The organism is Aliamphritea spongicola, from assembly GCF_017051665.1.
Lineage (GTDB): Bacteria > Pseudomonadota > Gammaproteobacteria > Pseudomonadales > Balneatricaceae > Amphritea > Amphritea spongicola.
The window spans coordinates 161,586-182,600 of record NZ_JAFIDL010000002.1; the positions used below are offsets into that span (position 1 = coordinate 161,586).

Annotated in this window: 15 protein-coding genes; 11 read left to right on the forward strand and 4 right to left on the reverse strand. The window is 50.9% G+C overall.

From position 1 onward, the window contains the following. Positions 1-52: 52 nt before the first annotated feature. Both recF and gyrB read left to right on the forward strand, forming a co-directional pair. Positions 53-1,156 carry a DNA replication/repair protein RecF gene (recF, locus tag JYB63_RS07365; RefSeq protein WP_205657202.1) on the forward strand — a complete coding sequence of 368 codons (1,104 nt, stop codon included), beginning with the start codon at positions 53-55 and terminating at the stop codon, positions 1,154-1,156. Next, the gene (gene gyrB / locus JYB63_RS07370) at positions 1,153-3,576 is read left to right on the forward strand and encodes a DNA topoisomerase (ATP-hydrolyzing) subunit B (RefSeq protein WP_205657203.1); all 2,424 of its coding nucleotides are present in this window, start codon (positions 1,153-1,155) and stop codon (positions 3,574-3,576) included. Before recF ends, gyrB begins: the two co-directional genes overlap by 4 nt. A gap of 278 nt (positions 3,577-3,854) precedes the next feature. On the opposite strand, the gene nhaA is transcribed toward gyrB, so the two are convergent. Next, complete coding sequence (gene nhaA, locus JYB63_RS07375; RefSeq protein WP_205657204.1) at positions 3,855-5,261, reverse strand: Na+/H+ antiporter NhaA; 1,407 nt, start codon at positions 5,259-5,261, stop codon at positions 3,855-3,857. A gap of 603 nt (positions 5,262-5,864) precedes the next feature. Between nhaA and JYB63_RS07380 the strand changes: the two genes are divergently transcribed. The 8 genes from JYB63_RS07380 to JYB63_RS07415 all read left to right on the forward strand — a co-directional run bounded on the left by JYB63_RS07380 (position 5,865) and on the right by JYB63_RS07415 (position 14,773). Then, entirely contained in the window at positions 5,865-7,517 is a 1,653-nt protein-coding gene (locus JYB63_RS07380) for a sensor domain-containing protein (RefSeq protein ID WP_205657207.1), read from the forward strand. 362 nt (positions 7,518-7,879) lie between these two features. Beyond that, entirely contained in the window at positions 7,880-8,542 is a 663-nt protein-coding gene (locus JYB63_RS07385) for a TenA family protein (protein ID WP_205657209.1), read from the forward strand. Between the two features lie 104 nt (positions 8,543-8,646). Next, a complete protein-coding gene (locus JYB63_RS07390; RefSeq protein WP_205657210.1) occupies positions 8,647-9,360 on the forward strand; it encodes a transporter substrate-binding domain-containing protein in 714 nt (237 codons plus the stop codon). A gap of 455 nt (positions 9,361-9,815) precedes the next feature. Next, on the forward strand, positions 9,816-10,445 hold the full coding sequence (locus JYB63_RS07395) for a 2OG-Fe dioxygenase family protein (RefSeq protein ID WP_205657211.1): 630 nt from the start codon (positions 9,816-9,818) through the stop codon (positions 10,443-10,445). A 10-nt stretch (positions 10,446-10,455) separates the two neighbouring features. After that, the gene (locus tag JYB63_RS07400; RefSeq protein WP_205657213.1) at positions 10,456-11,706 is read left to right on the forward strand and encodes a cysteine desulfurase-like protein; all 1,251 of its coding nucleotides are present in this window, start codon (positions 10,456-10,458) and stop codon (positions 11,704-11,706) included. Between the two features lie 192 nt (positions 11,707-11,898). Next, positions 11,899-12,360, forward strand: a complete 462-nt coding sequence (locus tag JYB63_RS07405; protein ID WP_431193907.1) for an Lrp/AsnC family transcriptional regulator — start codon at positions 11,899-11,901, stop codon at positions 12,358-12,360. A 79-nt stretch (positions 12,361-12,439) separates the two neighbouring features. Then, on the forward strand, positions 12,440-14,011 hold the full coding sequence (locus tag JYB63_RS07410) for a cation:proton antiporter domain-containing protein (RefSeq protein WP_205657215.1): 1,572 nt from the start codon (positions 12,440-12,442) through the stop codon (positions 14,009-14,011). A gap of 108 nt (positions 14,012-14,119) precedes the next feature. Continuing rightward, on the forward strand, positions 14,120-14,773 hold the full coding sequence (locus tag JYB63_RS07415; RefSeq protein ID WP_205657217.1) for a GntR family transcriptional regulator: 654 nt from the start codon (positions 14,120-14,122) through the stop codon (positions 14,771-14,773). Here JYB63_RS07415 and JYB63_RS07420 read toward each other — a convergent pair. The 3 genes from JYB63_RS07420 to JYB63_RS07430 all read right to left on the reverse strand — a co-directional run bounded on the left by JYB63_RS07420 (position 14,766) and on the right by JYB63_RS07430 (position 18,668). Next, positions 14,766-15,896, reverse strand: a complete 1,131-nt coding sequence (locus tag JYB63_RS07420; RefSeq protein WP_205657219.1) for a mandelate racemase/muconate lactonizing enzyme family protein — start codon at positions 15,894-15,896, stop codon at positions 14,766-14,768. The genes JYB63_RS07415 and JYB63_RS07420 overlap by 8 nt on opposite strands. Further along, complete coding sequence (locus JYB63_RS07425; RefSeq protein WP_205657220.1) at positions 15,896-17,023, reverse strand: mandelate racemase/muconate lactonizing enzyme family protein; 1,128 nt, start codon at positions 17,021-17,023, stop codon at positions 15,896-15,898. Before JYB63_RS07425 ends, JYB63_RS07420 begins: the two co-directional genes overlap by 1 nt. Positions 17,024-17,090: 67 nt before the next feature. Continuing rightward, positions 17,091-18,668 (reverse strand): BCCT family transporter, encoded by a 1,578-nt coding sequence (locus JYB63_RS07430; RefSeq protein WP_243431874.1) that lies wholly within the window; start codon positions 18,666-18,668, stop codon positions 17,091-17,093. A gap of 402 nt (positions 18,669-19,070) precedes the next feature. On the opposite strand from JYB63_RS07430, the gene JYB63_RS07435 reads away from it, so the two are divergent. After that, entirely contained in the window at positions 19,071-20,951 is a 1,881-nt protein-coding gene (locus JYB63_RS07435; protein ID WP_205657222.1) for a methyl-accepting chemotaxis protein, read from the forward strand. Positions 20,952-21,015: the final 64 nt, after the last annotated feature.

The window sequence follows — 21,015 nt, forward strand, 5'->3', positions numbered from 1 at the left end:
GGCGACCGCCAGTCCTTTCTTTTATGTCTGAGATCACCTGCCCCTCGCGCCTATGCCCTTAACCACTCTCAGGGTGCAGCAGGTACGCAACCTCGCTGACATCAGATTCACCCCTTCTGCACATATCAATATTATCCACGGTGCCAATGGCAGCGGAAAAAGCAGCTTGCTGGAAGCGATTCATATACTGGGTCTGACCCGTTCATTCCGGACCAATAAACTGCGTCATCTGATCAGCAGTGGTACTGAGCAATGCCTGGTGTTTGCTGAAGTGGATGCGATGGCCACCGGAACGTCTCAGCCATTAGGGGTGGAACGCAGCTTGGAAGGCGTCAGCAGGATGCGTTATGCCGGTGCAGACATTGATTTAACCACCCTGGCAGAGCTGTTACCGATTCAGGTAATTAACTCAGAAACCTTCCAGATTCTTGAAGGCAGCCCGGCAATCCGGCGGGCATTTATCGACTGGGGTGTGTTTCATACTGATCCGTTGTTTATTCGTCTGTGGAGAGGCTTTAAAAGAGTCTTAAAACAGCGTAATTCTTTGCTGAAATATGGTAAAATCGATCCCTCAATGCGCCAGATTTGGGACCGTGAGTTAGTCACCTATTCTGAGCAGCTGAACAGCCTGAGGGAAGACTATCTGGCGCTGCTGAAACCTGAGTTCGATCAGGTACTTGCAGGCCTGCTGCCAAACCTCGAAATAGAGCTGGGATTTAGCTGCGGCTGGGATCAGAAACGCGGTCTGGATGCAGTGCTGGCAGATAACTTAGAGCGGGACCGCAAGCAGGGTTTTACCAGTGCCGGACCGCAGCGGGCTGACCTGAGGGTTAAGGCCGACGGACATAATGCAGCAGAACGGCTTTCCCGGGGCCAGAAGAAGATTGTTGTCAGCGCCTTAAAGCTGGCACAGGGTGCATTATTTTATAAGCTCAACAGCCGTGCCTGTGTCTATCTGATAGATGATTTACCGTCCGAACTGGACGATCAGCACAGCCGGTTGTTTTGTAGCTATTTAGAAAAAACCAGTAATCAGTGTTTTATCACCTGTGTGGATAAAACGTCACTGAGTGATTTTTGGTCTCAGGAGACTCAGGTGAGTTTCCATGAGATACACCAGGGTGAATTAGTCACCCAGCATCAGGAGAGTTTATGAGCGGCGAAAATCAGGATTACGATTCTTCCAGTATTAAGGTCTTAAAAGGCCTTGATGCGGTTCGCAAGCGCCCGGGTATGTATATCGGCGATACCGACGACGGTAGCGGTCTGCACCACATGGTATTTGAAATCGTGGATAACTCCATCGATGAGGCGCTGGCCGGCTACTGTAGTGAGATCAAGGTCATTATCCACGCTGATGAGAGTGTCAGTGTGTCGGATAACGGCCGGGGTATTCCGACAGATATCCACGAAGAAGAAGGTGTATCTGCCGCTGAAGTTATCATGACCGTGCTGCACGCCGGCGGTAAGTTTGATGATAACTCCTACAAGGTATCCGGTGGTCTGCACGGGGTGGGTGTATCCGTTGTAAACGCCCTCTCCTCTAAGCTGAAGCTGACCATCCGCCGTAACGGTGACGTGCATGAGCAAACCTATCACCACGGTGAGCCGGAAGAACCGCTGAAAGTGGTTGGTCAGACTGAAACATCCGGTACCCTGTGCCGTTTCTGGCCGTCTGAAGACACTTTCAAGAATATTGAATTCAAGTTTGACCTGCTGGCCAAGCGTTTGCGTGAGCTGTCGTTCCTGAACTCGGGTGTTGCTATCCGTCTGATTGATGAGCGCAGCGGCGATGAAGAACTGTTTGCCTATGAAGGTGGTCTGAGCTCGTTTGTTGAGTTCCTGAACTCCAACAAATCACCGATCAACAAAATGTTCCACTTCAATACCACCCATGAAAACGGCGTGGGCGTGGAAGTGGCCATGCAGTGGAATGACAGTTTCCAGGAAAGCATTCACTGCTTTACCAACAACATTCCACAGCGTGATGGTGGTACTCACCTGTCAGGCTTCCGTACGGCTCTGACCCGTGGTCTGAACACCTACATTGAAAGCGAAAAACTGAACAAGACCGGCAAAACCAGCACCACCGGTGATGACTGCCGGGAAGGCCTGACGGCCATTATCTCGGTTAAAGTGCCTGATCCTAAGTTCTCTTCTCAGACTAAGGACAAGCTGGTTTCATCCGAGGTTAAAACCGCCGTTGAGCAGGCCATGTATGAACTGCTGAACGACTTCCTGCAGGAAAACCCGCAGGACGCCAAGGCCGTGGTTACCAAGATGATTGATGCGGCCCGGGCCCGTGAAGCGGCGCGTAAAGCCCGTGAAATGACTCGCCGTAAAGGTGCGCTGGATATCGCCGGCCTGCCCGGTAAGCTGGCGGACTGCCAGGAAAAAGACCCGGCACTGTCTGAAATTTACCTGGTGGAGGGTGACTCCGCTGGCGGATCAGCCAAGCAGGGTCGTAACCGTAAAACTCAGGCCATTCTGCCGCTGAAGGGTAAGATCCTTAACGTGGAGAAGGCCCGCTTTGACAAGATGCTGACTTCCGCGGAAGTGGGTACCCTGATTACTGCGCTGGGTACCGGTATTGGCCGGGAAGAATTCAGCGCCGATAAGCTGCGTTATCATCAGATCATTATCATGACCGATGCCGACGTGGATGGTTCGCACATCCGTACCCTGCTGCTGACCTTCTTCTTCCGTCAGATGCCTGAAATCATCGAGCGCGGCCATGTGTATATTGCTCAGCCGCCGCTGTATAAGATCAAAAAAGGTAAGCAGGAACAGTACCTTAAGGACGACGACGCACTGGATAACTACCTGCTGCAAGGCGCGCTGGACGGTGCTTCCATGCACGTTAACGCCGACGCACCGGGTATTTCCGGTACCGCACTGGAAGAAATCGTTTCCCAGTACCGCAACGTCGACCGCATGATTGCCCGCCTGTCCCGTGTATATCCTGAGCAGATCCTGCGCCAGATGGTGTATACGCCGCGTCTGGAGCTGGCTGACATGCGTGACGATCAGAAGGTATCTGAGTGGATTGATCAGGTCTGTGACGGCCTGGGTGATACGCTGGATGGCGGTGACGTGTACACCAGTGCTGCCAATGAAGATAAAGAACATGAAGGTACCTTCCTGCCGGAAGTTAAAGTTCTGCAGCACGGTGTAAGCAGTCAGTATGTGTTCGATCAGGCTTTCTTCGAGTCTAAGGACTATGCAGCGCTGACTGCGCTGGGCGATACCCTGAACGGCCTGCTGGAAGAAACTGCTTACTTCAAGCGTGGAGAACGCACCCTGGAAACCACCGACTTCCCGCAGGGCCTGAACTGGCTGATGGATCTGTCCAAGCGTGGCCATAGCATCCAGCGCTATAAGGGTCTGGGTGAGATGAACCCGGAACAGCTGTGGGAAACCACTATGGATCCGGAAGTACGTCGCATGCTGCAGGTAACCATTGAAGATGCTATCGGTGCTGATCAGCTGTTCACCACCCTGATGGGTGACGAAGTAGAACCGCGCAGAAATTTCATTGAGACCAACGCACTCAACGTATCCAACCTGGATTTCTGATCAGAACAGGTTATTTAAACCATTGAAAAAGCAGCCTTTATGGCTGCTTTTTTTTTGCTTGGCGACACGTTAAATAACAGATCATTACATGTATTATCCAGCGGACTCTGCTTCTGTATTTCAGCCTGAGGTTGAGCCGCAGACAGAGCATCTGTAAAACGTCGCAATGAAATATTCAGGCAATATTACCTGAGTAGAGTGTGCCGCTTATCTCAACGGGATAGAGGAAAGCTTAATACTGCTTGTAGGTAAGCTTTCCTCCTACACCTGATTAGCAATCAGACAAGTTTTTCTTCTGTGCTGTCGGAGGCTGCCGGTTCGTTCTTTGGCGTTTTAGACGTCATATATAGCCAGATAAATCCTGAAATACCTGCAGTGAATGAGGCAAACAGAATGCCTCTCTTCGCCATCAGGAGATCTTCCGGATGATTTGCAAAACCCAGCTCTGCAATGAAGATCGACATTGTAAAGCCGATGCCTCCCATCAGAGCAACGCCGATAATATGGCTCATAGTCAGATCTTTCGGCAGATTACACAGACCGGTCTTTATTGCTACCCAGGTAAGGCCTGCAATACCAATTAATTTACCAAAGACCAGCCCTAATCCGATGCCGATAGTGACGGGGTGTGTCACAACACTTCCCAGACCTGACAGATCAATCGCCACCCCTGCATTTGCTAAAGCAAAAATTGGAATGATGATGTAAGCAGAGGGTAAATGCAGTTTGCTTTCTAAAATCTGTGCCGGTGCCTGCACCAGGAATGCACCATTACTTAAAGCACACACTTTAGAGCGTAAGCTATCATTGGTAATGATGTTCTCATCCTGTCGATAAGCCTGTCTTATCTTGTCGACACTGTCGCCAATTAAGGATACAAACCGCTTTGGATCATACTTAGGTTTCATCGGAATGGTGAACGCTAAAATAACCCCGGCAAGCGTGGCATGTACACCACTTTTAAGCATGGCAATCCATAGGAAAGCACCAACAATCAAATATGGACTTAAGCGACGTACGCCTCCCAGATTCAAAGCAGTAAGCAATAGTATAAACAGTGCTGCTAAACCCAGTGCTGACACGTTGATTGTTTCTGTATAGAAGAGCGCGATGACTATTACTGCTCCTAGATCATCGACAATCGCAACAGCAATTAAAAACATCAGGAGAGTTTGCGGAACACGTTTACCAAGCAGTGCCAGCGCGCCTAACGCGAAGGCTATATCCGTTGCCATTGGTATTCCCCAGCCGCCAGCTGTGTGGCCAGTAGGGTTAATCGAATAGTAGATCAAAGCAGGAACAACCATACCGCCAATTGCTGCGATGATTGGTAATAATGCCTGTTTTAAATTAGCAAGCTCGCCAACAAGTAATTCCCGCTTTAGCTCCAGACCAACGACCAGAAAGAAAACAGCCATTAAGCCATCATTGATCCAGTGGTGCAGCGATTTCGAGATATTAAAGTTGTCCAGCCCAACAGTGAGGTACTGTTTAAAAAATTGATAATAAGCCTCTGAAAATTGTCCGTTGGCTATAAATAATGCCACCACAGCGCATAACATTAACAACACGCCACTGGTTGTTTGCCGGTGGATAAATTCTTCTACAGGACTCAGAACTTTATTGAACGCCTGTTCCCATGGAGCGATGTACTCCTTTCCTGCAGGCCTGGATCTTTTTTTCATGACTCTCTCCGAAAACTGAACATAGAGCATTTATGGCTAATGAGTAATGACTGCTATGGATGAAATGACAGCTGCTCTTTTTTCTACTCACCTATCTGGATTCTTCAGATGTAGATTTTCCGTTTTTCAATTTAACATTCATTTGCTTAGCATGGGTAGGTTTTACGAATGGCTGTAGTTATTTTATCGACCTTAGTGGGTAATGAGTTCGCAGTCATGCCTGGTATTTGCCTTAAAACCTCACAAACCCGTTTTGCTTCGGTTGCATCGTTCGGCAGACAGACATAAAAAGGCCTCGAGTCCCTGACCTTTATTGTTCTACGTTAAATGTGAATAGTTGCAAGCGATTCAGCCTTCTGTTTAACGACTCAGAATTGATTTTTAAACTTTGTAATCTGCATTTTGATATCGTTTTTTGCATATCTGCTAAGAAAATCTGAAGATAAATCAATCATAAGTCTCTTGGCTATTGAGAATCAGCAGGTTTCATTTATCGTTAAAATGAAGTTGTGACTTTGTAAAGGTATAGGCCAGAGAACCGGCTTCATGAGCTTATATAGCCCTGGTAACTTAGACAGTAATAGCAGTCCTGGGAAACGCAAAATGCCTTCTGCAGACCTTCCAAATAGCAAAACTGAGATCCAGTCGCATTTGCTGTTTGAAGCGGCCAAAATTCCAATGCTGATTATCAGCCCTGAAGACGGTAGCATTGTTGATGCAAATACAGCAGCTATCAGCTATTACGGATACACATACGATCAGATTCGGCACCTGCGGGTAACCGATCTCAATCAGTTGTCAGAGGAAGCTACTCTGGCAGAAATGAATCGTGCTGCGGAACAAAAGCGTAACCATTTCTTCTTTGTTCATAAGCTGGCCAGTGGGGAGCTTCGTGATGTGGAGGTTCACTCCGGCCCTCTGATTGCTAATGAAAAGCAATATCTGTACTCAGTTATACATGATGTGACAGATCGAAGAGCTGCCGAGGAAAAACTGTCAGAATTGAACAGAGATTTCATAACTCTACTCGATAACACGTCGGATTTTATTTACTTCAAAGATATCGACAGCCGGTTTAGATTTTGCAGTCAAACTCTGGCTAACATCACCGGCCATAAGAATTGGCAAGAGATGAAAGGGAAACATGATCTGGAAGTGTTCCCTGCCGATACTGCAGCCATCTATTACGAAGAAGAGCGTCCGGTTTTTGAGCAAGGAAAAGCTCTTCTTAACAAAGTTGATCCTTATTACGATGAGTCAGGCAAAAAGTGCTGGGTAAGTACTAACAAATGGCCAGTGCTGGACGACAATAACAACGTAACAGGCCTTTTTGGTATCAGTCGCGACGTCACACATATACAGGAAACTCAGAAACAACTGCAAATAGCAGCGAGTGTTTTTGAGAACGTCAATGAAGGCCTGATGATTACTGATGCCGAAGGAAAGATTGTTCAGGTAAATAAAGCTTTTTGTCAGCTATCCGGATATCAGGAGGATGAAGTAATTGGTAAGACACCTTCCTTCTTAACTTCAGGTCATCATGATGATGTCTTTTTTAAAGATATGTGGAGCAGTCTTTTGCAGCAGCAATGCTGGAAAGGAAATATCTGGAACAGGCGCAAAGATGGAGGCTTGTTTGCCTCAAGAACTTCGATAAACGCAGTGACGGATAAACAAGGAAAGACAATTAACTACGTGGGTGCTTTTACCGATATAACAGCACAGTTGAAGCATTTTGAAGAAGTGGAAAAGATGGCGTATTACGATACGTTAACAGGCTTGCCTAATCGTGTACTCCTGAATGACCGTTTGGGTCAGTCACTTCGACAGGCTGATAGAAATAAACAACTCGTTGGTGTCTGTTTTTTAGACTTAGATAAATTCAAGCCAGTTAATGATACCTACGGCCATAAAGTAGGTGATCTTCTGCTCATAGAAGTAGCGAAACGGATTCAGGCCGCCCTCCGTGAAGGAGATACTGTTGCGCGTTTAGGTGGTGATGAGTTTGCTTTAGTTCTCTCCGACCTGACCGATCTTTCCCAATTAGAAGAAATAGTGAACCGTATTTTAATTTGTCTTAAAAGACCCTATGAGCTTCAGAGACACAGGGATATCGAGATATCTGCAAGCATTGGGGTATGTGTTTATCCGAACCACAAAGCCAGTGGTGAGCAATTGTTAAAAGCGGCTGATGCAGCAATGTACCAGGCAAAGAAGTCGGGAAGTAATCAGTATTATCTATGTACCCGGTACTGAGCACGGATGAGATCTTCCGGCAAACGGGGAAAATCGTTTCATCTTAACGTATGAGATTTTCCTTAGTGCTGAAGTCTTACTTAGGATGAAATGCCCCATGTTTCCTGGTTTCACCGTTTCACGCTAAATAAGCGTCCGGCAGTTTTTCAGCGTAAGTTGTTAAAAAAGCAGCCGTTTGGTTGTTTTTTATTTTCAGAACTGTTTTCAGAACTGCTTTCAGAATTCTGGCTATCGGCCGACACAATAAGATTACTCCGGGGTATTTTTGGCTGTCACCCAAATTGGGTTTTTTGTTACAGTTGTTGTTTGCTGAAAAGTACCCGTCCGGATAATCCGGTGTGTCTGTATTAAGGGAGTTGTATATGAGACCGACTGAACAGCTGTGTGCAGGTTGCCTGGATGACTGGCAGGCCGCAACAGACCACCCTTTTTGCCGGGAGCTGGCTCAGGGGACATTACCTGTGCATAAGATGAAATGGTATCTGGCACAGGATTATCAGTTTATTGAGTCCTTTGTGCGCTTGCTGGCTTCTGCCATTGCTCACGCACCCCGTCTGGAAGACAGCATACCCGCCGCGCAGTTTCTGGCGCTGGTGACCGGGCCTGAAAATACCTATTTCCAGCGGTCGTTCGTTGCGCTGGACATGACCCCTGAAGAACAGACTGCACCGCCAGCACCTGAGACACTCGCCTTTTTGCAGTTAATGGACAGCGCCCGTCATTCCGGCCGGTACGAGCAGATGATGGCTGTGCTGGTGGCAGCAGAATGGACTTATCTTACCTGGGCGGAGCGTTATACCGGTTATGCTGCGGATCTGCCCTTCTGGTTTGCAGAATGGATTGATCTGCATTCAGGACCTGGCTTCAGCGGTGTGGTTGAATATTTAAGGGGTCAGCTGGATAAGGTCTGGCCGGATCTGAATGCTGATCAGCAACAGCAGGCCACCGTATGCTTTGAAACAGCGATGCGTCTGGAGAGGGCGTTCTTTGACGCCGCCTATAAGGGAGATGCTGTTCGGAGCTGAATGTCGGCTCAGCGTGTATGAAAAGATAAGTTTTACTATTGTCGGGATAGTCGGGATATAACTCAGCGAGTTATGACGTATCGTAGTCAGAGGCTGTACATAAGATGAGAATAATAAAGTACGCGGCTTTTTTTATCTTTTTATTTCCGGGCGCCCTGTTCGCTCAAAACGTGATGGAGTTTACGACGATTGAAAAGTCGTCTTATGCCGTGATCGCTGAGCGGGTGCTGAAAGAGGCTTACGGGCGTTTAGGCATTGATATCCGGGTCAGCGGCAGACCTGCTCAGCGGGCCATTCATGATGCCAATTCCGGAGCTGTGGACGGTGAGCTGTACCGTATAAAAGATGTGCATCTCAAGTATCCTAATCTGATGATGGTGCCTGTGCCGGTAGGAATCATGGAAGGTGTCGGGATAACCACCCAGAGCGACTTATCCATGCAGGGCTGGGACGATCTGTCTTACCCCGAGGTCTGCATTCGCAACGGGGTAAAGTTTGCTGAGAAAGGGGTTGGCAACCGTCAGGTGACGGTGGTGAACTCTAACAGTCAGCTGTTCAGTATGCTGGGTAAGCAACGCTGTACTGTGATTGTCATTGCCCGTTTAACAAGCATCCCTCTGACGCTGGATTTCGCCAAGCGTCATAAAACCTCGCTTTATCAAAGTGTGCTGCAGGTTTATCCGCTCTATCATTACCTGCATAAAAAGAATGCCGGCCTGGTGCCGCGACTGGCGAAAGTTCTGCTGGAAATGGAAACAGAAGGACGGATTCAGGCAATACGTGAAGCCTATATTGCCGAGCTGTACGCACAGACCTGAATGATCCGATGGCTGATCCGGATACCTGTGACGGTGTTTACAGAATCTGCCTGAAAAGCCACAGGTTTGTTTCCCTCTGCAATTGGCTTTATGTCTGGCCGGTGTGGAATCTGAGGGGCTGTATGTATCTCCTCTTCCCGCTTTTCTTTCCCCGTTTTACTCTCTTCGCTCTCCTCTGTTCCGGGCCTTTACACGTGTGCCTTCACTGAACGGTAGGCGAACGGTTTTGCCGTTGTTAACTGAAGTGCTAAACCCCTTCAACTACCTTGGCGCATAAATTATTCGATATAAGTACTTAAGCTGAATAATTTATCTTCATTTACCTGGATGTACTGCATATATAGCGAAATGTATGCCCGCCTTCCCCGCTAAACTGTTGCGTTCAGTTAGCTGATCAGAGCGGTTGTCAGACCGTCCGCAGATCAGCACTTCCGTGATTAGCAGAGGTACAGGGTATGATTCAATCAGAAGAATTTTTGCTGGAGCTTGGTCAACTGGCAGAACACAGCGTGCAGTGTCTGGCACCGTCATTTAAAGCGTTGCCACCCAGTACCTATCTGGACGGTGCCTATCGTCTGAGACGTTTCTCCCATTTCAGTATTCAGCAGGGAGAACTTACCCGTTTACCGGCCAAAGCTTTCGTACAGAGCAGTGATATTAATACGTTTCAGGGCAGTGTTGAGCGTATTTATCCGGAGATCGAGGATGATGTTGTCGAATCCGCAGCATTTAAAAGCATGTTGTGCAGCTTCAAAGAGAAAGCCGGAGTCAGTGATGAGCAATCAGTCGAAGTACACCAGATGCGCATTATTGCTAAAAACGATGCCCTGACAGAAACCGCTCCTGAAGGTGTGCACCAGGACGGATTTCAGAGTCTGGCGGTGGTGGTCATCGAGCGCAGTAACATTAAAGGCGGGGAAATTCAGGTGCATACCGCGAAAGACAGCGCGCCCTTTATCAGCCATACCTTCGATAAGGGTGAGTTTGTGGTGCTGAATGACCAGCGTTTCTGGCACAGCGCTACCGGGCTGGAAGCAACCAGTGATGAAGACGCCTATATGGACGTTTTCGTTCTGACAGCCTGAGGAAACGCCAATGACGCAATTAGATGTTGAACAGCTGCGCACACAGTTTCCTGCTTTGCTGCAGGAGGTAAACGGCCAGACGCCGATGTTCTTTGACGGCCCCGGTGGTGCGCAGGTCAGCCAGCAGGTGCTGGATGCCATGACCGCCTATCTGGGCCGTTATAACGCTAACCTTGGCGGTGCCTATTTTTCCAGCCATAAAACCACCGAACTGATGGCGGAAGCCCGTCAGGCCGGGGCTGATTTCTATAATGCCGGCAGTGCCGAAGAGATTATTTTCGGTGCTAATGCCACCTCCCTGACGTTCAGCTTCAGCCGGGCTGTTGCCCGGGACTGGCAGCCGGGTGACGAGATCATTGTGACGGCGCTGGATCACTATTCAAACGTATCGCCCTGGGTACTGGCGGCGGAAGAAAAAGGGGTCGTGGTGCATCAGGTTCAGGTGAATGAGGCGGACTGCACGCTGGACTACGGGCATCTTGAGGGCCTGATCAGCAGTAAAACCCGTCTGGTGGCCTGCACCTATGCGTCCAACACCACCGGTTCCATCGTCGATATGCAGCGGGTGATTCGTGCTGTGAAAGCAGGCAGTGACGCGCTGGTGTATATCGATGCGGTGCACTATGCACCCCATCAGCTGATCGATGTACAGGCGCTGGACTGTGATTTTCTGGTGACGTCGGCCTATAAGTATTTCGGCCCCCATCTGGGGGTGTTGTTTGCCAAACAAAAGGTACTGGAGCAGCTTCAGCCGTATAAGGTGGCGCCGGCGAAAGACATTAATCCGAACCGCTGGGAAACCGGCACCCAGAACTATGAAGCACTGGCGGGGTTTATTGCCGCGGTGGATTATCTGGCATCACTGGCAGGTAGTAAGCGCTTAAGCCGCCGTGAGCAGCTGGTAGAAAGCTACCGCAAGATCGTGCAGCACGAACAGATGCTCAGTGAGAAGTTTCTCAGCCGGCTGTCGGCGTATCCGCAGGTACGGATTTTTGGCATCCGGGATGAAGCCGCCAGTGATCTGAGAACGCCGACCTTTGCGTTCCGGATTCATCATACTGAACCCCGTGCGGTATCGGAGTTTTTCGGTGCGAACCATGTGTGTATCTGGGATGGGAATTTCTATGCTCAGGGGCTGTATGAGCAATTGGGCCTGACGGATGGTGGTGTAATCCGGGTTGGTTGTATGCATTACAATACGGCGTCTGAAATAGACGCGTTTTTTGTGCTGCTGGATCAGTTCTTCGCGCTACAGTCATAAACCTTTCCTTCAGCAGGCAGCGCCGCTGCCTGCTTTTCTCTTCCTTTCCATGCTTTTCCCTGCTTTCTTCTCTTCATTGCTCAGTTTAGTGACTTGCTATGGTGTATACCTGTCGCTAAATGACCCTCCTGTGCATAAAATATTCTTTATATTGTTAAATAACAGATAAAGATTATTCCAATGGCAATAAGTTTGGATAGTACAGACCGGCAGATTCTGAAATTGCTGCAGCAGGACGCTAATCTTTCAGCATCTGAGTTGGCGGAGAAGGTAAATCTGTCTCAGTCACCTTGCTGGCGGCGGATTAACCGGTTGCAGGAAGATGGCTATATTAAGCACCGCGTGGCGCTGCTGGACCGGCAGAAGCTGGGGCTCAGTCTGGTAGTATTCGTCAATATTAAGCTGTCTGCCCATGGCTGGAACATGCTGAATGAGTTTGAAGAAGCCATCGTCAGCTTCCCGGAAGTGCTGGAGTGTTGGACGATATCCGGCGGTATGGATTACACCCTGCGGGTCGTGTCCCGGGATATTTCATCCTACGAGCAGTTTTTACGCAGCCGGCTGTTGCAGCTGCCCCATATTCAGGAAGCACAGAGCAACATTGCCATGACCGAGGTAAAGAATTCCACGCAGCTGCCGCTGGAAGCTATCTGACCGGGTGGAAATAGCCGGCAAACTGTCATCTGAAGCACGTAACATTGATCACCACTAACTGAGAAAACAGCGGGACAGCATGGATTTTATTTGGATTTTATTCGCGTTTGTTTGTGGCCTGGGCATGAAGTTAATATCTCTGCCCCCTCTGATTGGCTACCTGCTGGCCGGCTTCGTACTGCATTTTGCCGGTGTGACCCCTGATGACACCTTGCATACCCTGGCGGATCTGGGGATCACCCTGATGCTGTTTACCATCGGCCTGAAACTGGATATCCGCAGCCTGCTGAAAGCGGAAGTCTGGGCGGGTGCATTATCCCATATGGGTATCTGGATGGTGCTGTTTTTTGGGATCGCCCTTGGCCTTGGGGCGGTCGCCCTGCCGTTCTTTTCAGACCTTACCTGGCAAAGTGCCGCGTTGCTGGCTTTCCTGCTGAGCTTCAGCAGTACAGTGTGTGTGGTTAAGCTGCTGGAAGAAAGCGGCGAAATGAAAACCCGGCACGGCAAACTGGCCATCGGTGTGCTGGTCATGCAGGATCTGGTGGCGGTGCTGTTTATGGCAGTTGCTACCGGCAAAGAACCCACCATCTGGGCGTTCGGGTTGATTGCACTGGTCTTTCTGCGGCCGCTGTTCGATCTGGTGCTCAGTAAGTCCGGTCACGGTGAATTGCTGCCTCTGGCCGGTTTCTTTATGGCGCTGGGTGGCTATGAACTGTTCGAGCTGGTGGGCATTAAAGGTGATTTGGGGGCGCTGATTGTCGGTGCCCTGCTCAGTGGCAGCCCAAAAGCCACCGAACTCTCGAAAAACCTATTGAACTTCAAAGACCTGTTCCTGATCGGCTTCTTTTTATCGATCGGGTTCACTGCCCTGCCTGACTGGCCGATGTTCTTTACAGCCCTGTTGCTGGCAGTGTTGTTGCCGCTGAAGTTCTTCCTGTTCTTCGCACTGTTTACCCGTTTGAAGTTGCGCGGGCGTACTGCGTATCTGAGCGCCCTGACCCTGAGTAATGTCAGTGAGTTCGGGCTGATTGTTGCGGCGCTGGCGGTGGATACCGGCTGGATTACAGAGCAGTGGCTGGTGATTATTTCCCTGGCGGTGTCTATTTCCTTCATCTTCACCAGCACCATCTATAAACGTGCCCACGAGATTTATAGCCATAAGAAAGATCTGATCAAGCGCTATGAAACGCCGGAGCGGTTAAAAGTTGATGTGATGGTTCAGCCGGAAGAAGCAGAGATTCTGGTGATTGGTCTGGGCCGGGTGGGTTCCGGTGCCTATCACGCACTGCACAGTATGGCCGGTGACCGGGTATGGGGGATTGATGCCGACCGGACCCGTATAAGCCGGATGCGTAAAGAAGGCATGAACGTCTGCCCCGGTGACGGTGAGGATGCGGACTTCTGGGAGCAGCTGAATCTGTCCCGGGTGAAGCTGGTGTTGCTGGCGCTGCCGTCTATTGAAGACAGTCGTAACATTGTGCTGCAGCTTAAGCACTGTCATTTTGAAGGCAAGGTGGCTGCGATTGCCCGTTATCAGGATGAACACCAGCAACTGCAAGATGCAGGCATTGATAAAGTGTTTAATTTCTTTACCGAAGCCGGTTTTGGTTTTGCCGAAGAAAGTATGCTGCTGATTGAGGAGCCGAAGTGAATCGCTGCGGGAAACGGCAGTGTGCCATGACAACAGGTGCCTACGAATAGCGGCATGATTCGGGTAAGATTGTCTGGCAATCGGTAACAGGAACGGGTTTGACGATAAATGAATAAGTCGGCATTAATTAATAAACGCAGTCTGGAAGAACAGGCCGCGGAGTTAATCCGGGAAGATATTATTAATGGTGAGCTGACTCCGGGAACCCGTCTTGTAGAGACCACACTGGCTAAAGAATACGGGTTATCCAGAGGAACCATCCGGATTGCCCTGCATCAGCTTGGCACCGAAAGCCTGATTACCCAGGTACCCTATGCGGGCTGGTCTGTATCGGAGCTGGATGATCAGGATATCTGGGAGCTGTATACCCTCAGGGCGACTCTTGAAGGTATGGCAGCACGACTGGCCGCTGAAAAAATCACCCCGCAGGGCGGTGACCGTTTACAGACTGCTTATGCCCATTTGCTGAAGTGCTGTGAAGGCACGGATCTGAGTGCCATTACCCGGGCCGATCTGGATTTGCACAAGACCATTATCGACCTGTCCGGTCACCGGCGTCTGGCACAGCAGTACCAGCTAATTGAAAACCAGTTTCTCAGTTATATATCCGCCTCCAACCAGAGCTTTGACCCGGCCGCTGTTGGCAGCAGCCATGAGGCACTGGTGAAAGCAATCTGTCTGGGACAGGGTGAAATCGCTGAAGCTGAAGCGGTGAAAAACATCACCGGCTTTGAACAGCTCCAGCAAGATCCGGCTAACTGATCCGGTACCGGTCGACAGTGGCTTCATCCAGTTCAATTCCCAGCCCGGCTGACTGAGGCACTGTAATCATTCCCTGTTCATCGATCTGTGGGCCGTTGGTTGCCAGATGCCAGCGCAGTGGCGATGCCGACGTTGAAAACTCAACATATTCCGGGGCGCTGCGGGTGGCCAGAAACTGCAGGTTCGCCGCCAGTGTCAGATCCGTATTCCAGCCGTGAGGCACTAGCCGGCTACCGGCCTGATCAGCCATATCTGCGATTTTCTGTAAGGCGGTAAAGCCCCCTACCCAGCTGATATCCGGCTGAGCAATGTCGATTTGCCCTTCAGTGAAATAGGCCTGCCATTCTGCCGGCGCTGTCAGACCGGTATCACCGGCGCCGATGGGGATGCCACACTGCTGCAGTTCCCGGAACAGTTTTGGATTATCCAGTGGGAACGGGGCTTCCAGCCAGCGGATCTGACAGGCATGCAGCGCCGGCAACAGAGATTCGATCTGTTGGTAATTGCTGTAACTGGCGGTGGCGTCCAGCATCAACTCAATGTCATGCCCGACTGCTTCCCGCGCGGTGAATAACAGTTCTTCAGCCAGGACCGGCTCATCCCGCCAGAACGGATCAATTGCCAGTTTCAGTGCTTTAACCGGATAACGCAGGGCAACATCCAGTGCCCGTTGCAGTTCGTCCCGGGTGCGGCCCAGCGGATAGACCGTGGTATAGGCCGGTAGCCGCTGGTGGACCGGCTGGCCCAGCAACTCAGATACCGGTTTATTTTCCAGCTTGCCCAGTAAATCCCAAAGGGCGATATCAATGCCGCTGATGGCGTGCATGACTACACCGCGCCGGCCGTAATAGCTGGTGTGGTGGTACATTTTTTCCCATAGGCCGGCGATATCGGTGGGGTCTTCCCCCAGCAGGATCGACTTTAGCCCCATCAGGGTACTGATCCGTGGCCGGGCATCAATTACCGCGCGGATGACCGACGGCAGGCTGTCCACTTCAGCAATGCCGCAGATTCCTGCACTGGTGTGAATCCGGATCAGGCAGTTGTTGTTGGTGGGGTCCAGATCCAGTGCCCGGTTATCCGGCACCTGTAATTCAATGACTTCGATGTCGGTAATATGCATCAGCGGCTCCCGGTCTCAAAGTGCCAGAAAGCCTGTTCCGCCACCTGTTGCCAGTTGATCTTTATACCCAGCCCCGGCCCTTGCGGTGCTTTAACCCGGCCGCTTTGTGTGCGGATGGGGGTACTGCAAAAGGCTTCATGGCTGCTGTAAGGCACCGGTTGTTCAAAATAACCGGTATTGCTGATGGCTAACATCAGGTGCAGATTGGCTGCCTGAGTGGCGGTATAGCCCCAGGACTGTAGCTCAATGGACATATCATGCTGTGCCGCCAGCTCTGCCAGCCGGCGGGTACCGGTAAAGCCTCCGGCGTAGGTAACATCTGCCCGCAGCGAATCCCAGCTGTGGTTGTCGATGGCCAGTGACAGCATTTCAGGGGTTAACAGCGTGTTGCCGGCGGGAATCACTGTCACTGAGGTGCGGGCGCGCAGTTCTGCATAGCCTTTCAGGTCGGTATCCGGCAGTGGGGCTTCCAGCCAGATACAGTTCATTTTTTCCAGTTGCCGGCTGATGATCAGCGCATCTTCCAGGCTGTAGCGCTCTTCCAGATCAATCATGAAAGCCAGTTGATTGCCGAATACTTCCTCAATGGTTTTCAGCAATTGCATATCCTTTTCAGGCTCACACCAGAGATGAAACTTCACTGTATCGAAGCCCTGAGTCTGCAGATCCCGGACAAAATCCACGTACTCCGCCGGGGTATCCAGTAACGGCGTGCTGGCATACGAAGGAATGCTGTCATTTGCAGGGCTGCCGCCAAGTAACTGATATAACGGCAGGTTCTGGCTTTTGGCCTGTAAATCCCAGAGGGCAATGTCGATGGCTGACTGGGGCTTGGGTGTCATCGGGTTATAGCGGCTCATCATGTACTGCCAGATGGCACTGATATCCCGGACATTTTTGCCTGGCAGTCCAGCTAACAGAGGCTTCAGCGCCGCCCCGAGGGATTCATCGAAACAGTGTTCTGAATAGGTGGTAATGCCGGCAAAACCTTCCAGGCCACAGGCGGTGGTTAAACGCAGCAGCGTGAGGGTTTCATAGACCTCACCCATATCCTCCGCGAGCCGGCAGCGTGGTACATCCGGACCGGTGACGAAGGCTTCAGCGTGGGTAATTACAAGGTTATTCATTGCTAGAGCCAGAAAACATACAGGGTTGGAAAACGGGCTCTGCCGTGAGGAGAGCCCGGTGAGAGGATTAACGGCCAGCGTTTGCCGTTTCGTAATCCTGCAGCGCCGTGACGCTGTTCTCAGGTGTGCCGTAAACATGGACACCGTTGCGCTCGTCGTTGTGTAACCAGCGCAACAGGGATACCGCCATGATGACTGTGATAAACAGCTGTGGCAGTGCCAGGGTAATGGCTGCTGTTTGCAGGGCTTTCAGGCCGCCGACAAACATCAGACTCAGCGGCAGGGTTGCCAGCGCAAATGCCCAGAACAGGCGCTGCCAGCGGGCCGGATGCTCGTCTTCCTTCAGCTCAACCGTGGCAACAGCCGCCATTGTGTAGGCGGCTGAGTCGAACTGGGTGGCCAGAAAAATCAGCGCCAGTACACAGAACAGCGGCAGCACGATGGAGGATAATGGCAGCGAATTGATGACCGCGATGATTGCTGTCGGTGCATCCTGCTCATTCAGCAGGCTGGTCACCGAGAGAATATCGTTCAGTTCCAGGTGCATGGCATAGTTACCCAGTGCGCCGAAGTAGGCCCAGCAGCCCAGGCTGCCAAAGATCAGCATTCCGTTGATTACCTGACGGATTGTGCGTCCACGGGAAATCTTGGCAACAAACAGTCCCATGAACGGCCCGTAAGCAATCCACCAGGCCCAGTAGAAAATGGTCCAGCCTTCCGGGAAACCGGAATTGGTGACTGGGTCGGTCCAGAAATTCATCTGAATAAAGTTCTGGAACATCAGACCCAGGCTGTTAGTGGTGGTTTTAAGAATAAACAGTGTCGGACCGGCCACTACGATAAAAACCAGCAGTGCAATTGCCAGCCAGACGTTGATGTCACTCAGTACCTTGATGCCTTTCTTCAGGCCAGAATAGGCACTGATACCGAAGATCGCGGTGCACAGAACCATCACGAAAATGCTCAGGCCAAAGGAGTTTTCGATACCGAATACTTCACTGATACCGGCGGCAACCATAGGAGTACCCAGCCCCAGGCTGGTACCGACGCCACCCAGCAAGCCAAACATGAACAGGATATCAATAATTTTACCCAGCGGACCGTGAGCATGTTTACCCAGTACTCCTTCACAGGCAGCACTGAGTTTCAGTTCCGGCTGCTTGCGGACATGGTACAGGTACGCCAGTGGGATGGCCGGTACACCATAGAATGCCCAGGCGGTGATGCCCCAGTGGAACATGCCGTAGGTGGCGGCCCATTCAGCGGCGGTGTCTGAATTGGCTTCGATGCCCATTGGCGGAGACTGCAGGTAGTAAGCCCACTCAATAACACCCCAGTACAGAATGCCGGAGCCGATACCGGCGCAGAACAGCATGCCTGCCCAGCTGAATGCTGTGAATTCCGGTGTATCGTCCGGGCTGCCCAGTTTCACCTGTCCGAAACGGCTGAATGACAGCCACAGAAGCAGCAATACTGCTCCGATACCACCCCATAGGTAGAGAATGCCGAAATGTGAGGTCATCACCCCGAAGGCAGCATTAATAAAATCGTTGGCCTGTTCCTGCATCACCAGTAACGGTGTACAGATACCGATTAACACCACCAGTGTGGCGGTAAACGTCGGCCAGTCTGTGCGAATCCCCATTGTGGACTCCTCTTTGTTTTTATCATCAGTTGGGATTTCTTTAGCTACTGCCGTCACCGGTAGACCGGTTACAGCGTAGGGTGGCGGAGATTATCACTAGATTGTAGATTGTCCAACAATCTTCAATATGTAATGTCGGATTCAGGAAAGTTTTGTTCTCAGATGAGCCCGGAACAGACAATTTAGCGGCCTGATGGCTGTTAGATTCCGCTAAAAGGTGGCGGAAACAGGTCTGACACAGTAGTTGGCCTGCTGGCAGAGCCAGGAGGATCAGAGCAGGTTGTTAAGACCGGGATGCAAACAGACAGCTGATTTTTTGTATACAGAAAACTGTATTTTTGTATTAACTGTGGTGTTTTTGTTATTTATACCCGTTGGTTGCAGTAAACAGACGGGTAATTTATGCAGTTAAAAAAGAAGTTATACCTCGGTTTGATCCTTGCCATTGTGTTCCCGCTGGCAATTTCCACTTTCATTTTTTCCACTAACATCAAACAGCACGCGACGGATAAGCTGGTGGCAGAAGATTTGCCAACGGCCCTCCAGGCAGTGCGTAATGCCATTGAACTGGAGCTCTCCGGTCCACTGCTGGCATCAAAGGCGCTGGCTGAAAATACCTTTGTGCAAACATGGATTCAGAACGGTGAGGAGGCCGGCACCGGACAGCAAATAGACGCATATCTGCGCAACGTTAAAGACAATAATCAGGCGTTATCGGCATTTATCGTGTCTGATACGACCCGGAATTATTATTCAGACGGTGGATTAAGCCGGCAGATAAGCCCGGACAGCGATCAGTGGTTTTACAATTTTCTGCGTTCTGACGCCCCCTTTGAGCTGGCGCTGGATGTAGAAAAAACGCTTAACAAAGCTGCGGTGTTTATTAATTATGCGATCACTGTGGATGGTCGGCGAGTCGCCATCGGTGGTGTTGGCCGCTCGCTGGACTCAATGGTCTCGCTGATTGAAGCGTATAAAGTAGGCGCGTCCGGATTTGTGTATCTGACGGATGCTGAGGGTGTCATTAAGCTGCATCCGGATCCGGGCATGATCGGTACCACGGTGGCACTGGATACAATTCGCAATGGCGCGGTGAATGAAATCACCCGGGCTGGCAGAACCTTCATGACCGCCAGTACCCCTCTGCAGTCACTGGACTGGCATCTGGTGGCGGAGACGCCGAAAGATGAGTTGTTCGCTGCGGTTAACGGCGCGGTTTCCCAGAGTGTGCTCGCCGGCGCTCTGATTGCAGTGCTGGGGCTGCTGTGTGCCCGTCTGCTGGTGAATCAGATATTTAAGCCTGTGGAGAAGATCACTGCGGCGGTACAGGATCTGACCGCCAATAACGGCGATTTAACCGCCCGGCTTCCCATCAGAGAGCATAATGAAATTGGTCAGCTGGCTGCGGAATTCAACCTGTTTTTACAGCAGTTGCATGAAATGTTTGTGCAGGTATCGGAGACCGCCGATCAGGTGAAAACCATTGCCGGACAGGTGACGGCTCAGGCTGGCAGCGCTTCTGATTTGTCTGAACAGCAGTCATTCAGTACCCAGACGGTTGCTGCGGCGGTGACCGAAATGGAGCAGACGGTAAAGGGGATCGCGGATAATGCCGGTCAGGCATCTGACGTGGCTCAGAACAGCCAGTCTGCCCTGTTGCAGGGTAATGACTATGTGAATGGCACCATTGGTCAGATGAATGAGCTGGAGCACTCCATCGATAATTCGGTTATGTCCGTTAACCAGCTGGCGGAGGAAATCGAATCCATTACCGCGGTGCTGGAAGTGATAAAGGGTATTTCTGAACAGACGAACCTGCTGGCACTGAATGCAGCGATTGAGGCGGCCAGAGCCGGTGAACAGGGACGCGGCTTTGCGGTGGTGGCCGATGAAGTGCGTACACTGGCACAGCGCACCTCCGAATCCACAGAACAGATTAATACCATGGTGGTTAGCCTGAAAACGAAAGCTGCCGGGGCGGTCAGTGCAATTGAATCCGGCAGCGAGAGCACCCGCCAGACCGCACAGCGTTTATCGGAAACCGGGCATACCCTGCTGAATATCAGCGAAGAGATTGTCAGCCTGACGCAGATGAACAGTCAGATTGCGGTGGCGACTCAGGAGCAGTCACTGGCCACAGAGGAAATTAACCGAACAGTCGTGGTGATTTCAGATACTGCTGAAGATACGAAAGAAACAATGCAGCAGTCATCCGCGCTGTGTCTGGAGCTGCATGCCCAGGCAAAAGTGCTGGAGCGGCTGATCGGGAAGTTCACCTTGTAAGTCTCTTGCTGTTCTGTTGAGCCCTCAGTATTTCTGAGGGCTGCGCTTCGGATAAACGAATAGC

Coding starts and splice junctions, on each gene's coding strand:
- recF (WP_205657202.1), top strand. CDS start 53: ATGCCCTTAACCACTCTCAGGGTGCAGCAGGTACGCAACCTCGCTGAC.
- gyrB (WP_205657203.1), top strand. CDS start 1,153: ATGAGCGGCGAAAATCAGGATTACGATTCTTCCAGTATTAAGGTCTTA.
- nhaA (WP_205657204.1), bottom strand. CDS start 5,261: ATGAAAAAAAGATCCAGGCCTGCAGGAAAGGAGTACATCGCTCCATGG.
- JYB63_RS07380 (WP_205657207.1), top strand. CDS start 5,865: ATGCCTTCTGCAGACCTTCCAAATAGCAAAACTGAGATCCAGTCGCAT.
- JYB63_RS07385 (WP_205657209.1), top strand. CDS start 7,880: ATGAGACCGACTGAACAGCTGTGTGCAGGTTGCCTGGATGACTGGCAG.
- JYB63_RS07390 (WP_205657210.1), top strand. CDS start 8,647: ATGAGAATAATAAAGTACGCGGCTTTTTTTATCTTTTTATTTCCGGGC.
- JYB63_RS07395 (WP_205657211.1), top strand. CDS start 9,816: ATGATTCAATCAGAAGAATTTTTGCTGGAGCTTGGTCAACTGGCAGAA.
- JYB63_RS07400 (WP_205657213.1), top strand. CDS start 10,456: ATGACGCAATTAGATGTTGAACAGCTGCGCACACAGTTTCCTGCTTTG.
- JYB63_RS07410 (WP_205657215.1), top strand. CDS start 12,440: ATGGATTTTATTTGGATTTTATTCGCGTTTGTTTGTGGCCTGGGCATG.
- JYB63_RS07415 (WP_205657217.1), top strand. CDS start 14,120: ATGAATAAGTCGGCATTAATTAATAAACGCAGTCTGGAAGAACAGGCC.
- JYB63_RS07420 (WP_205657219.1), bottom strand. CDS start 15,896: ATGCATATTACCGACATCGAAGTCATTGAATTACAGGTGCCGGATAAC.
- JYB63_RS07425 (WP_205657220.1), bottom strand. CDS start 17,023: ATGAATAACCTTGTAATTACCCACGCTGAAGCCTTCGTCACCGGTCCG.
- JYB63_RS07430 (WP_243431874.1), bottom strand. CDS start 18,668: ATGGGGATTCGCACAGACTGGCCGACGTTTACCGCCACACTGGTGGTG.
- JYB63_RS07435 (WP_205657222.1), top strand. CDS start 19,071: ATGCAGTTAAAAAAGAAGTTATACCTCGGTTTGATCCTTGCCATTGTG.